13 protein-coding genes, 1 rRNA gene and 1 other RNA gene are annotated in these 14,362 nt (G+C 45.1%); 14 read left to right on the top strand and 1 reads right to left on the bottom strand.

Going from position 1 to position 14,362, the window contains the following annotated elements; genetic code table 11:
• Window positions 1-93: 93 nt before the first annotated feature.
• Complete coding sequence (locus BM415_RS23685; protein ID WP_091161801.1) at window positions 94-1,254, bottom strand: S8 family peptidase; 1,161 nt, start codon at window positions 1,252-1,254, stop codon at window positions 94-96.
• 499 nt (window positions 1,255-1,753) lie between these two features.
• Between BM415_RS23685 and rpoE the strand changes: the two genes are divergently transcribed.
• The 14 genes from rpoE to BM415_RS23615 form a co-directional block, all read left to right on the top strand.
• On the top strand, window positions 1,754-2,299 hold the full coding sequence (gene rpoE / locus BM415_RS23680) for a DNA-directed RNA polymerase subunit delta (RefSeq protein ID WP_091161799.1): 546 nt from the start codon (window positions 1,754-1,756) through the stop codon (window positions 2,297-2,299).
• 333 nt (window positions 2,300-2,632) lie between these two features.
• A complete protein-coding gene (locus tag BM415_RS23675; protein ID WP_091161798.1) occupies window positions 2,633-4,243 on the top strand; it encodes a CTP synthase in 1,611 nt (536 codons plus the stop codon).
• A gap of 206 nt (window positions 4,244-4,449) precedes the next feature.
• Window positions 4,450-4,830: a response regulator gene (locus BM415_RS23670; RefSeq protein ID WP_091161796.1), complete on the top strand. Its 381-nt coding sequence runs from the start codon at window positions 4,450-4,452 to the stop codon at window positions 4,828-4,830.
• 233 nt (window positions 4,831-5,063) lie between these two features.
• Window positions 5,064-5,918 carry a class II fructose-1,6-bisphosphate aldolase gene (gene fba / locus BM415_RS23665; RefSeq protein WP_091161794.1) on the top strand — a complete coding sequence of 285 codons (855 nt, stop codon included), beginning with the start codon at window positions 5,064-5,066 and terminating at the stop codon, window positions 5,916-5,918.
• A 183-nt stretch (window positions 5,919-6,101) separates the two neighbouring features.
• A complete protein-coding gene (locus BM415_RS23660) occupies window positions 6,102-7,355 on the top strand; it encodes a UDP-N-acetylglucosamine 1-carboxyvinyltransferase (protein ID WP_091161793.1) in 1,254 nt (417 codons plus the stop codon).
• A gap of 303 nt (window positions 7,356-7,658) precedes the next feature.
• Window positions 7,659-9,008 carry a transcription termination factor Rho gene (rho, locus tag BM415_RS23655; RefSeq protein WP_091161791.1) on the top strand — a complete coding sequence of 450 codons (1,350 nt, stop codon included), beginning with the start codon at window positions 7,659-7,661 and terminating at the stop codon, window positions 9,006-9,008.
• Between the two features lie 139 nt (window positions 9,009-9,147).
• A complete protein-coding gene (rpmE, locus tag BM415_RS23650; RefSeq protein ID WP_047914325.1) occupies window positions 9,148-9,345 on the top strand; it encodes a 50S ribosomal protein L31 in 198 nt (65 codons plus the stop codon).
• 192 nt (window positions 9,346-9,537) lie between these two features.
• Window positions 9,538-9,804: signal recognition particle sRNA large type (gene ffs / locus BM415_RS23645), an RNA gene on the top strand.
• 335 nt (window positions 9,805-10,139) lie between these two features.
• A complete protein-coding gene (gene dnaX, locus BM415_RS23640) occupies window positions 10,140-11,885 on the top strand; it encodes a DNA polymerase III subunit gamma/tau (protein ID WP_091161789.1) in 1,746 nt (581 codons plus the stop codon).
• 39 nt (window positions 11,886-11,924) lie between these two features.
• Window positions 11,925-12,236: a YbaB/EbfC family nucleoid-associated protein gene (locus BM415_RS23635; RefSeq protein ID WP_047914323.1), complete on the top strand. Its 312-nt coding sequence runs from the start codon at window positions 11,925-11,927 to the stop codon at window positions 12,234-12,236.
• A 29-nt stretch (window positions 12,237-12,265) separates the two neighbouring features.
• A complete protein-coding gene (gene recR, locus BM415_RS23630) occupies window positions 12,266-12,865 on the top strand; it encodes a recombination mediator RecR (protein ID WP_091161788.1) in 600 nt (199 codons plus the stop codon).
• 350 nt (window positions 12,866-13,215) lie between these two features.
• On the top strand, window positions 13,216-13,461 hold the full coding sequence (locus BM415_RS23625) for a DUF2508 family protein (protein ID WP_348272337.1): 246 nt from the start codon (window positions 13,216-13,218) through the stop codon (window positions 13,459-13,461).
• A complete protein-coding gene (locus BM415_RS23620; protein WP_091161786.1) occupies window positions 13,461-13,727 on the top strand; it encodes a pro-sigmaK processing inhibitor BofA family protein in 267 nt (88 codons plus the stop codon). The genes BM415_RS23625 and BM415_RS23620 overlap by 1 nt, the downstream gene beginning before the upstream one ends.
• A gap of 425 nt (window positions 13,728-14,152) precedes the next feature.
• A 16S ribosomal RNA gene (locus BM415_RS23615) occupies window positions 14,153-14,362 on the top strand; the annotation flags it as partial.

The following is a 14,362-nucleotide window of genomic DNA, read 5'->3' as shown; positions in this document are numbered from 1 at the left end:
TGTTATCAGCTGCCGGAATGAAGCAGCTTACTCATAAATAGAAGCCTCCTTGTTGATCCGGAGAGGCTTCTATTGCTTTTTGACAACAAATAACTAAGACTTGGTTCCTTCCTGCAGCAATCGAAGTGCGTGAAGCTCTCCGCCTTGATCGCTGGCACGGGTTGACTTGCCGGAGCGAAGAGGGGTTGCGCTTTTCTTGATCAGCGCTTTGATCTCCTCAGGGGATAGACCGGGGCGTTCTGACAGCAGTAGTGCAATCGCACCGCTGACGTGCGAAGTAGCCATGGAGGTACCGTTCATCACGTGATATTTCCCGTGAGTCCAACAGGAGTATATATTTTTGCCTGGAGCATATACATCTACATAGGGACCCCGATTGCTGAACTCGGCAATTCGTCTGTTCTCATCTGTCGCACCAACGGAGATGGTCTGGGAGTACCTGGCCGGATAATCAATGCTGCGACGCTTTCCGTCGTTACCTGAGGAAGCGACAATGACGATGCCTTCCCTGCTTGCTTTGTTTACTAAATCAAGAAGAGCTTTGCTCTTGGTGCGCATGCCGAAGCTCATGTTGATGATATCTACCCGGTTTCGGACACACCAATCAATGCCAAGGATGATATCTGAGACATAGGCCGATCCTTGATGATCGAATGCTTTTACAGGATATATGATGGATCTAGGGGCAACACCAATAATGCCTTCCGTACTGTTTGCCGCAGCTATGGTGCCTGCGATATGGGTGCCATGTCCGTTATCGTCGAAGGGAAGCATGTTTCGGTTAAGAAGATTAATGCCTCTGGCGAGGGAATGACGGAGGTCGGGGTGCTGATAATCAGCGCCTGTATCGATCACAGCAATTTTGATTCGATGACCGGTAGAATTGGACCAAGCCTTATGGGCGCGAATTTTTTTCACCCCCCATGGGATGCCTTGACCTCCTGAAGGGATCGTTTTGGTGTTCTTGATCGTGGAGTGAACCTTTATTTTACTGTCGTTCTCAATGGTTAATGATGGCCCGCTCAGACTGAGAAGCCTGGCAGATGGAGTTAGAGGAACGATTAGTGCCCTGATCAGGCGGGATGCTCTGACATGCCGGAGATTTTTCAGTGTAGGCTTGAGCTTGGCAAGTGCAAGCAAACACTCATGATACTGCTGCGGTTTTGCAAAACGAATGATTTGGTGTCCGCTGGATGTCTGGGAAGCTTGATTCATCTCATCATTCAGCAAGGATAAGAATACAGAGTAATCCATTTTGGGCAGTCCCCCTCTGGATGCCATGCTTGAGGTATTGTATGAAGGTGCCTGAGAAGCCGCATGGGAAACCAGCCCTTTTTTATTACAAATAGGCCCGTTAGATCGTGTCAAATTGGGTGAAAACTCATAATATACATAGAGAGCCCCATGGCTCTTGCGGGGACCCGGCGAAGGAACATTCCTTCAGGGCGGATACAGTCAGAAGGCGGGGGAGGGACCCCCGTCTTTGTTCATTCAAAAAAGCGGGGGCGTATCTGAATAGTTATTGCCGGAGATGGGATACATATCGAAAAGTGACACCATCATGAGTTATATAGATAGAGATTGTATTTTGCTGCTTAACTTAAATCTCGATATTAAGTGCACATAAAACTTGCATTTTGAGGCTAAATAGGTTTTACTTAGGTTTGTTAATGGATATGTTAGTTATAGTTAAAGCGTTATAGTCATTCTATAACCGTTATGCGAATTAATGTGTGAGAGGAAGTGTCCGTTAGTGAGTACCTCACTCAATCTGAAATTGGATCCAGAAAAGATCCGTGAAATGCCGATGGTCGATCTGGCTTTTATGGTGCTTAAAGCTGCCAACACGCCTTATTACTATCGTGACCTGATGAATGAAGTAGCGAAGCTGCGCAGCCTCAGCGACGAAGAGACCAATGATGTCATTGCACAGCTATATACTGAAATTAATATCGACGGCCGGTTTGCTTATGTAGGAACCAATCTGTGGGGACTCAAGCGCTGGTATCCGATCGATAAAGCAGAAGATACTGTTACTGGCATGAAGCGTCCAAGAATCATTAACGATGACGATGATGAGGATGAAGAGTACATTGATGAAGAACACGAGGATGAAGATTTCGATCATGCTGGTGATGAGGACGAAGATGATGATCTCTTCGATGATGACTCGGACGAGGACGAAGATGATGTCGATGAAGAGATTATCGGTGATGAAGAGCTCGATGAGGATGAAGAAGACGTAGAAGACGAAGACGATGAGCTGTCAGACGACGAAGATGAGGACGAGGAAGTCTAGTCCAAAACTGGTTGTATAAAGTCGATGAACATCCTTGACAAAAGATCATGCAAGCAGGTAAACTATTGCTTGGGCTTATGATTGAGCGATGAATATTACACGTGTTTTATATAAAAAAGTGCCCCGTTTTTTCGGGTGTGCTTTTTTCTTTTTTATAGGGAACTATAGATAGAAATAACATGTACCGCCTTGATTTGTGAGGCGGGATGTTTTTTTTGACAAGCAAATTTTGCTTATTCCCTTTATTGACGATGATAACCTGAAAAATGGGTTAGGATAACATCATAATGTCGCCTGAATTTTACGGACTTTTATGTAGGAGGGTATTATAAAGTGACAACAAAGTATATTTTCGTGACGGGCGGGGTTGTGTCTTCCCTGGGAAAAGGGATTACGGCTGCATCTCTGGGAAGACTGCTTAAGAACAGAGGGCTTAAGGTGACGATTCAGAAATTCGATCCATACATTAATGTGGATCCAGGAACGATGAGTCCTTACCAGCATGGTGAAGTGTTTGTAACAGATGACGGAGCGGAAACAGACCTTGATCTTGGGCATTATGAGCGTTTTATTGATATAAATCTTTCCAAAAACAGCAATGTGACTACAGGTAAAGTGTATTCTACGGTAATCAGCAAAGAGCGCCGCGGAGAATATTTGGGCGGTACGGTTCAGGTTATTCCTCATATTACGAACGAAATCAAAGAACGTGTATTCCGTGCGGGTCGTGAAACGGGGTCTGATGTCGTTATTACGGAGATCGGTGGTACGGTAGGCGATATTGAAAGCTTGCCATATCTTGAAGCTATTCGTCAGATTAAGAGCGATGTGGGTCGGGATAATGTGATGTACATTCACGTTACTTTGATTCCTTACATTAAAGCAGCAGGTGAAGTGAAAACGAAGCCGACGCAGCACAGTGTTAAGGAATTGCGCGGAATTGGTATCCAGCCGAATGTGATCGTGTGCCGCACAGAGCAAGAGCTCTCTGCTGATATGAAGGCTAAGCTGGCTCTGTTCTGTGATATTGATCCGCATGCTGTGGTAGAATGCCGTGATGCTAGCACGCTGTATGAGGTTCCATTGAACCTTCGTGATGAAGGCTTGGATGAGATTGTAGTGAATCATTTGAAGCTGACAACTCCTGCACCGGATATGACCGAATGGGAAGGGCTTGTTGACCGGATCAGCAAGCTTGAGAGATCCGTGGAAATTGCGATTGTCGGTAAATATGTGGCGCTACATGATGCTTACCTCAGTGTGGTTGAATCCCTATCACATGCAGGTTTTGCTGCCAACGCTGACGTAAAGCTTCGCTGGGTAAATGCTGAGGAGATCACAGATGAGAATGTAGATGAGCTGCTTCATGGAATTGGTGGAATCTTAGTACCGGGTGGATTTGGTGATCGTGGTATTGAAGGTAAGGTTTCAGCTATTCGCTATGCCCGTGAGAAGAACATTCCGTTCTTCGGTATTTGCCTTGGTATGCAAGTATCCGTCATTGAGTATGCTCGTTCGGTCGTTGGTCTGACAGGTGCTAACAGCTCGGAGATTAACCCTTCTACAGAATATCCGGTCATTGATCTGCTTCCAGAGCAAAAAGATATCGAGGATCTCGGCGGTACGATGCGTCTTGGGTTGTATCCTTGCAAATTGCAGGAAGGTTCCCTTGCAGCTGCGTGCTATCAGGATGAGCTGGTCTATGAGAGACATCGTCATCGGTATGAATTTAACAATGAGTACCGTGAAGTGATTGAGAAGGCGGGCCTGCTTATCTCTGGTACATCTCCAGACGGACGCTTGGTGGAAATTGTTGAACTTCCAGGACATCCTTGGTTCCTGTCTGTTCAATTCCATCCGGAATTCATTTCCCGTCCGAACCGTCCGCAACCATTGTTCCGTGAATTTGTGAAGGCTTCCCTTACTCATTCCGAGAATATGTAATATAGAATTTATATAACCCTAAAGATCCCGTATACGGGATCTTTTTTTTATAATGCTGCTTGGATGCCGCTCCATTTATATGCAATATGGTTCAAGCAAGCAGGATTTAACTGAGCGAGGTAGAATCTTATATTTAACAACCTAAAAATCGCTGGATTAGGTATAATCATGTACGGCTTGCGTAGATTGATGCGGGAGGTAAGACTTTGAATAACAAAAAAGTATTGATAGTTGATGATCAGAATGGAATTCGTATTTTGCTCATGGAAGTGTTTAGCAGCGAAGGGTATACAACATACCAGGCCGCTAATGGCAAAATTGCACTGGAAATTGTTCAAAAGCATTCCCCAGATCTGGTTCTACTGGATATGAAAATTCCAGGAATGGATGGTCTGGAAATACTGAAGCATATCAAAGAGATGAACCCTGAAATCAAGGTCATTATGATGACCGCATATGGCGAGCTTGACATGATTAAAGAAGCTACCGAGCTTGGAGCACTAATGCATTTCACCAAACCGTTTGACATTGATGAGATGCGCATAGCGGTTAATATGCAGCTTGGCGGGGTAAAGAACGAATTATAGGATGTATAGGGTCCTGTCTTAACGGGCAGGATTTTTTGTGGTTTTCATGTAAATCGCATCGCTTTGCCAGCGCCCTGTCTTCTGCTAGAAGTCAAAATGGCAGGGCGTCTGTACAGCTTATTTATTTTTCAAACCTTTGTTTAGTATTTAACATCGGATGTGGTATAATAATGGCTGTATGTGATGTCGGCTAATAACCATAGACAAACAAAGACACTAGGAGGATTTAAACCATGCCATTAGTATCAATGACAGACATGTTAAACAAAGCGCTTAAAGGTCAATATGCAGTTGGTCAATTCAACATCAACAACCTTGAGTGGACTCAAGCTATTCTTGCTGCAGCAGAAGAAGAGAAATCTCCAGTAATTCTTGGAGTATCCGAAGGCGCAGCTCGTCACATGGGCGGCTTCTATACTGTAGTAAAAATGGTTGAAGGCCTCATCCACGATATGAAAATTACCGTGCCTGTAGCCATCCATCTTGATCATGGTTCCAGCTTTGATAAATGTAAAGAAGCAATTGATGCAGGCTTCACTTCCGTTATGATCGACGGTTCCCACCATGCAATCGACGAGAATATCGAAATCACTAAAAAAGTGGTTGAGTATGCACATTCCAAAGGTGTTTCGGTTGAAGCTGAAGTTGGTATCGTAGGCGGGCAAGAGGATGATGTTGTCGGTGAAGTAATGTACGCTAAACTTGACGACTGTGTTCGTATCGTTAACGAAACAGGTATCGATACACTTGCTCCAGCTCTTGGTTCCGTACATGGTCCTTACAAAGGCGAGCCTAACCTTGGATTTGCTGAAATGGAAGAGATTCGTAACGCAACTACACTTCCACTTGTCCTTCATGGCGGTACAGGTATCCCGACTCATGACATCAAGAAAGCAATCTCCCTGGGTACTTCCAAGATTAACGTGAACACAGAGAACCAAATCTCGTTCACGAAGACAGTTCGTGAAGTGCTTGCAGCTAAACCAGATGTTTACGATCCACGTAAATATATCGTTCCAGGTCGTGATGCAATCAAAGCAACCGTTATCGGCAAAATCCGTGAGTTTGGTTCCAACAACCAAGCGTAAGTTCTTTGACATACGATTCAATTTAATAGATGAAATGGGAATCACACCGCATAGTCGGTGTTTTTCCATTTCATAATAAGTATTTTAAAGTTTAATGTATTTATATGATAATCCGCAGTGTTGCATTGCCATAAGAATTATTCAATTCGGCTAGAAGTGATTTCTAGGAGGACCCTTTACCTTATGGAAAAATTAATGATCAGTGGTGGAAGGCCACTCCAAGGCACAGTTACCATTAGCGGAGCTAAGAACAGTGCCATAGCGCTCATTCCGGCGGCAATCCTTGCCGAGTCGGAAGTTATTCTTGATAATCTACCTTTACTCAGCGATGTTGCTGTTTATTCCGAAATTCTGGAGGAACTCGGGGCTGCGGTATCTTGGGATGGCAATTCGATGAAGATCGACCCTTCTCATATTATTTCACTGCCTATGCCTAACGGGCCGGTGAAGAAGCTTCGCGCGTCTTATTATATGATGGGTGCCTTGCTAGGGCGATTCAAAGAAGCAACCATTGGATTACCAGGGGGCTGCAACTTTGAACCTCGGCCCATTGATCAGCATATCAAAGGATTTGAAGCTCTGGGAGCAACGGTAACGAATGAGCATGGCGCGATTCATCTTCATGCCAAAGAGCTCAAGGGTGCAAAAATTTATCTGGATGTTGTCAGTGTGGGAGCAACCATTAACATTATGCTGGCGGCCACAAGAGCCAAGGGCTCTACAATTATTGAAAATGCGGCTAAAGAGCCTGAGATTATAGATGTAGCAACACTTTTGAATTCCATGGGAGCATCGATTAAAGGTGCGGGAACTGAAACGATTCGTATTGAAGGCAAATCTGAGCTTCATGGCTGCAGACATTCCATTATTCCTGATCGCATTCAAGCGGGTACATATATGATTGCGGCTGCTGCAACTCGTGGCAATGTACTCATTGATAATGTCATCCCTAAGCATTTAGAGGCGTTGACGGCTAAGCTGATTGAAATGGGTGTTGGCATTGAGGAGCTTGATGAGAGCATTCGAGTGATCGGCAAACCAAGCTATGATCATGTGGATGTTAAAGCGTTGGTATATCCTGGTTTTGCAACCGACCTGCAGTCTCCAATGACCAGTCTGCTCACCCAGGCACAGGGAGTGAGTGTATTGAGCGATTTTGTGTATAGCAACCGCTTTAAGCATGTACCTGAGCTTATCCGAATGGGTGCTAGGATTCGAGTAGAAGGAAGATCTGCTATTATCGAAGGTCATGTACTGAATGCAGCCAAAGTGAAAGCGGCTGACCTGCGGGCAGGTGCTGCTCTTGTCATTGCTGGATTAACGGTTGAGGAAGGTGTCACCGAGGTTGGCGGTGTAGAGTTTATTGATCGTGGGTATGACAACTTAGTATCCAATCTACGCGAGCTGGGTGCCGATGTTTGGCGTCAGACACTATAGAGATATAACCGGATTTAAATTCGAAGAGATAAACATATTCAAGAATAGTCCTTGTTATCCGATCTATATTTTATATGAATATCTCTTCGAAAAATGGGTAAACCTATTCTAATACTGATTTCTTGCATAACAATGGCAATTATACCGCCAATAAGCTGCTTATTTGCATTCAGATAGGTAAATTCCGTACAATGGATGCTAAGCAGTGTTATTGAAGATGATCATTACTTAGTTTGCACACATACGACTGGACCGTCAGTCTTCCCATTTTACGGACTTATTAATTGAATAGGTGGTTATTGCATGGATCTACAAATTTCCGATCTGGAAGAAATGAAGCTGACTGACTTATACAAGTTAGCGAAGAAGTACCAGATCCCTTATTACGGCCAGCTGAAGAAGAAGGAACTGATCTTCGCCATTCTTCGAGCGCAGGCAGAACAAAGCGGCCTTATGTTCATGGAAGGTGTACTTGAAATCCTCCCAGAGGGTTATGGTTTTCTCCGCCCCATTAACTATTTGCCGAGCAAAGAAGATATTTATATATCTTCCTCACAAATTCGTAAGTTTGATTTAAGGACTGGGGATCTCGTATCCGGCAAGTGCCGTACCCCTAAAGAGAATGAAAGATATTTCGGATTGCTTCAGGTTAATGCCGTCAATGGTCAAAGTCCTGAGCTTGCGGCCGAAAGACTCCATTTTCCAGCCTTAACTCCTCTATACCCACAGAAAAAGCTAGTGCTTGAAACATCCCCAACGCATTTATCAACCCGTATTATGGATGTGCTTGCTCCCGTAGGATTGGGACAGCGCGGACTCATTGTTGCACCTCCCAAGGCGGGCAAGACACTCCTTCTGAAAGAGATAGCAAATAGCATTTCAACCAACAATCCGGAGATTGAATTGTTTGTACTGCTGATTGACGAACGTCCTGAGGAAGTGACGGATATGCAGCGTTCTGTTAAAGGGGAAGTTGTTGCCTCAACATTTGATGAGCTTCCGGAAAATCATATTAAAGTGGCTGAGCTTGTTCTCGAGCGTGCGCTTCGTCTGGTCGAGGCGAAGAAGGATGTTGTTATTTTGCTGGACAGCATTACGCGTCTTGCGCGTGCCTATAACCTGGTTATTCCGCCATCTGGACGGACACTCAGCGGTGGTATTGACCCGGCTGCATTCCATCGTCCGAAGCGTTTCTTTGGCTCTGCCCGGAATGTGGAAGAGGGAGGCAGTTTAACTATTCTAGCTACGGCACTAATTGACACAGGCTCACGTATGGACGACATTATATACGAGGAGTTCAAGGGTACAGGTAACATGGAATTGCATCTTGATCGCAAGCTTGCTGAACGCCGGATCTTCCCAGCTATCGATATTCGCCGTTCCGGTACACGCCGTGAGGAAGTGCTGCTTACGAAGGATGAACTCGATGCGATTTGGGCTGTACGCAAGAATATGAATGAAAGTTATGACTTTGTGGAAGGCTTCCTTAAGAAGCTGCGCAATACCAAGACGAACGCGGAGTTCCTGGCATCACTGGATACGGCGGGCAATAGTGGTCAAGCACAACCCGGCAGCTCTTCTGGTTCAGGCACAAGCACTGCGCCGGCAAGACGCACCAACAGAGCTTCAGCGGCATCTGCAACGACAACCTAATCGAAGCTCATAGCGAGTCTTTAACTACCATTTATTTGCATAGGCATTGCGTGGAGTAGAAGAGCGTGCTATAATCAACTTTGTGTTCTTAATAACTCTGGGTCCTTTAGCCGGCTCAGGGCAAGAAGAGGTGAAAGTCATGAATGAAGCGATTCAACCAAAATATCACGTAACTACTGCGACTTGCGCATGTGGTAACACGTTCGAAACGGGTTCTATTAAAGAATCTCTGCGTGTAGAGGTATGCTCTGCATGTCACCCGTTCTTCACTGGTAAACAGAAATTCTTGGATGCTGGTGGCCGTGTTGATAGATTTAAGAAAAAATACGGAATGTAATTTATATGAAGCTGACGGCCTTCGTCAGCTTCATTTGTTTTTAACCTTCTGCCTGAACGGCAGAGGGTTTTATTTTTGTGCAGGCTGCTCTTCGATACAAGAACGAGTAGAAGAGTCTTCTTATAAAGGTGCAGCTGGAAAGTATTGCAGTCCGGTTGCATTTTGATACTGCATGCGATATACTTATTTTCACCGTGCTAGATGGGGAGGTAGCGGTGCCCTGTAACTCGCAATCCGCTATAGCGAGGTTGAATTCCTGTTAGAGGTTTTGCCGATGTGAGGCTGGTCCCTGCATGCAATGTTGACGGTTGGGTCCTCCGCAATGAGTACTTGTGAATCTGGTCAGGTCCGGAAGGAAGCAGCCATAAGCAAGACCACTCTTGTGCCGGAGGGTGGCCTAACCCGAGTTGTTATGCTGGGGTGCCGCTTGGATCGCAATTATCAATAACAGGTGCACGGTTCTTACTTTGAATATAAATGTCTATTGTTCAAATAGATAATATAAGATAGTATATAGGTATCTTTGCATTAGAAATGCAAAGATTTTTTTTGCGTTTAAACCGATTCCATTTCGTAATACTTTTAGCTGCTTTAATCAAAAGTCATACAGATTAAAATGATTTTAGTTTGTCTATATAGTTTCAAATTCAACTTTTTTAATGAGTTATGAAATTGATTCAGCACTGACGAAAATACTCCTCATGTACTTTTAAAGTTTTGATTCAAGAGGGAATATAGTATAATGAAGCCACAAACAAAGGTCATGAGACATTGTGGAAAGAGGGTAAAGCACAGTGGAACATATTGCGTTGTACCGTGCTTGGCGGCCTCAGTCGTTTCAAGACATGGTTGGGCAACAACATATCATTCAGACTTTGCAGAATGCCATACGTGAAGGGCGGATCTCGCATGCGTATCTGTTCAGTGGTCCGCGTGGAACAGGGAAGACAAGCGCAGCCAAAATACTTGCGAAGGCTGTCAACTGTGAACGGGGTCCTCGGGTAGAGCCTTGTAATGAGTGTGAAGCATGCCGGCGTATTACGTCCGGATCGGTTATGGATGTGCAGGAGATCGATGCTGCATCCAATCGCGGGGTAGAAGAGATTCGTGATTTACGCGAGAAAGTAAAGTATGCCCCTACCGAGGTCCGTCATAAGGTGTACATCATTGATGAAGTACACATGCTGACGACAGAAGCGTTTAACGCCTTGCTGAAGACACTGGAAGAACCGCCGCCGCACGTGATGTTTATACTTGCAACTACAGAGCCGCATCGGCTTCCTGCTACGATTATTTCTCGCTGTCAGCGGTTTGATTTTCGCAGGGTATCCCTGGAAGATCAGACAGGGCGGCTTGCAGCGATTTGTAAAGAAGAAGGTATTACAGCAGAAGATGAAGCTCTTCAATATATTGCGCGTTTGTCTGATGGGGGTATGAGGGATGCGCTGAGCATTCTAGATCAAGTCTCTTCCTTTACAGGAGGACACGTCTCCTATCAGCAGACATTGGATATGACAGGGGGGCTTCCCTCAGAGAAGTTTGGTAAGCTGGCTGGTTTCCTCCTCAAAGGAGAAGTCGGTGATGTTCTGCAGACGGTTGAAGAATTTATGCAGGAAGGCAAGAGTGCGGACAAGAGTATGGAGAACCTTCTGTACTATTTCCGGGATTTGCTCCTGATCAAGATGGTGCCCAATGCAGATCGGATGACGGATCGGGTTCTTGATCCTGCCTCATTTAAGCCGATTGCAGATGCCTTTTCCAAAGAACAGCTGTTTTATGTGATTGATACGCTCAATCGATATCAAAGTGAAATGAAATACGCGGCTCAGCCCCAAACGCTGTTCGAAGTCGCATTGCTCAAATTGTGCAGTCTCCCCCAGGGTGGCGCTGCTGCATCGGTTTCCGCGGGACAGGAGTCCAGCGTGGATTCTTCAGAAATAGCTGCGATGAAGCGGCAAATTGCTGAGCTTGAGAAGAAGCTGGAGAAGGCGATGAAGAATGGCGGCGTTGGAGCTGCGAGTGCAGGACAGGGCTCAGGTAGTGGTTCTGCTCGATCGAATCAGCGTACAGCTGCGCCAAGAATATCGGGACCTGCCAAGCTCCCTCCTAACATGGAGCAGTACGTCGCTCAGAAGGGCAGCAAGGAGTTTACCGATATTGCGAGCAAATGGGGACAGATCCTGCAACGAGTCAAGGAAGAGAAAGTAACGGTGCATGCCTGGTTTGTTGATGGAGAGCCTGTATCTGCATTAGAGGATGCCGTGCTCGTCGCCTTTAAGAACAATATTCACCGTGAAACGACGGAGAAGCCGGCGAACAGAGAAGTGATCGAAGGTGTGCTTGAGCAGCAGCTGGGCAGACCGGTAAGGCTGGTGACGATGCTTCAGCGGGATTGGTTAACTGCGATTGAAGGTACGCAGGAGACGAAGAAGGAAGAGGAGTTCAAGCTGGAGCCTGAGCAGGATGGGAACCAGAAGGAGCCTTGGATTGATGAGGCAATCGAGCTTTTTGGTGAGAATTTGGTTATCATTAAGGAATAAGAGTGTATTACTTGATATTAATTTAAGGAGATGACACAGATGAACAATATGAATCAAATGATGAAGCAGGTCAAAAAAATGCAGGAGCAAATGCTCAAGGCTCAAGAGGAGCTTGGCACGAAGACTGTAGAAGGTTCTTCTGGCGGCGGGGTTGTAACGGCTGAAGTGAATGGTCACAAGAAACTGATCTCAATTACAATCAAGCCTGAAGCGGTAGATCCTGAAGATGTTGAAATGCTGCAAGATCTTGTTATGACTGCAGTGAACGATGCGATGAGCAAAGCTGATGAACTGGCTAACCAGGACATGGGCAAATTTACGAACGGTATGAAAATCCCTGGCTTGTTCTAATTTGAGCCAACAGAAGGAGAATTCTTAACTTGTATTATCCGGAACCGATTGCGAAGCTTATAGATGCTTTCACACGTTTGCCCGGCATCGGTCCCAAAACGGCCGCTCGCCTTGCCTTCCATGTACTGAACATGAAAGAAGATGATGTGATTGATTTTGCCAAAGCGCTGGTAAGTGTGAAACGGAATCTTCACTATTGTTCGGTGTGCTGTAATATTACGGATACGGATCCGTGCCGCATTTGTCAGGATAAGACGAGGGATACATCCGTGATCTGCGTTGTACAGGATCCTAAAGACCTCGTAGCTATGGAACGAACCAAAGAATTCAACGGTTATTATCATGTTCTGCAAGGAGCGATTTCTCCTATGGAAGGGATTGGACCGGATGATATCCGGTTGAAGGAATTGCTTACTCGCTTGAGTGATGAGCGGGTGAAGGAGCTTATCCTGGCGACGAACCCGAATATCGAAGGAGAAGCAACGGCAATGTATATCTCGAGACTGGTTAAACCATTTGAGATTGTTGTGAGCCGGATTGCTCATGGTCTGCCTGTAGGCGGGGATCTCGAATATGCAGATGAAGTAACATTATCTAAGGCGCTGGAAGGCCGCCGGCAATTGAACTAGATCATTTTATTAAGCGAACTGTACAGATGTAAGAAGCTCTGAGTCTCTGGGGCTTCTTTTTTTATGTGTTCTAAGTTTGTCCCTCTCGCGATATGTATGAAATAACGCATTAAGAGAATTGCGGACCGATGGAGATCCAGAAGGAGCTGAAGATTTGTTGACACCTGCGCTTGTGATTTCCCCGCAAGCCATTGAAATGCTTGTTTAATATGAGCAGCTGTTTCAAATTGTTCTTTCTGGATTCAAAAAAGGTTAAGGCCTAATTTCTCGGGAGGGGATGCAGAATGGTGATGGGTTGGATCAAAGCATGGGGTGCAAAGGATAGCAATGCAGCATTACAAGAGAAACGAATGGGTACGGAAATTTTGGATGACATCCAGACTGCGCATGAAGAATGGAAGCAGGCACACCGTATGTTTGAAGAAGCTGTAGGGCAGGATCAGATCGATTACGCGATTTTTACACTTGAGGCTGCAGAGAGAAAATACCAGATGCAATTAAAAAGAGCGAAACAGGCTGGCTTGGACGGGAAGAGCCATTATGCTATTAAAGAGATCAGCGCAATAAGTCTGACAAAAGAAGCAGGAGGGGTATAGTGAAGAGTGTTATTCTGTGGGGAGTGCTTTCCGTATCCTTGATTCTTATTCTTGTCATTCTATTTAGAAGAAAGATAGGTTTTAAGTGGATCAGTTCTTTTGGTGTTCATTTAGTGCTCGCAGCTCTGGGTATATATGTTGTTAACTACTCCGGACTAATTGGAGAGGTGAACATACCCATAAACCCTGCGACGATAGGTACGGTTACGGTGCTTGGACTGCCAGGAGTAGCTTTGCTTTACGGATTAAAAATCTCTTTATTTTAGTGTTGACTTTAAATGAAGTAATGTGGTACATTATATCTCGGCCCTTTTAAGAGCTAACTAAATTAATAAGTGTACACAACACACGAAAAATTAATTGAAAAAAACTCTTGACGACAAGGCGCCAAACATGATATATTATAAAGGTCGCTGAAACAAAGCGATGAAACAAAGCGATGAAACAAAAAAAGAAATTTGATCTTTGAAAACTGAACAACGAGTGAGTGGCATTTTCTTTGAAAATGCTTAGCGAGATCATTCGGTACGCGTCGCAAGACCGTATGAATGATGGAGCGAAATAAAGAGAACATAATGTTCTCGTCAGTTTTTCTAAATGAGCTTATCGCTCTTTTCAATATTCGTTAAGATTCATCCGCTCTTACGAGTTGGACCGAATCTTAACGGGTCGATGTTGCTGGACAACATCTTTATTGGAGAGTTTGATCCTGGCTCAGGACGAACGCTGGCGGCGTGCCTAATACATGCAAGTCGAGCGGAGTCAATGAGGAGCTTGCTTCTCTGAGACTTAGCGGCGGACGGGTGAGTAACACGTAGGTAACCTGCCCATAAGACTGGGATAACTACCGGAAACGGTAGCTAATACCGGATAGGTTCTTCTCTCGCATGGGAGAGGAAAG

It is taken from the genome of Paenibacillus sp. 453mf, from assembly GCF_900116105.1.
GTDB classification, from domain to species: domain Bacteria; phylum Bacillota; class Bacilli; order Paenibacillales; family Paenibacillaceae; genus Paenibacillus; species Paenibacillus provencensis.
This window is presented reverse-complemented; position numbering and strand designations above follow the sequence as displayed.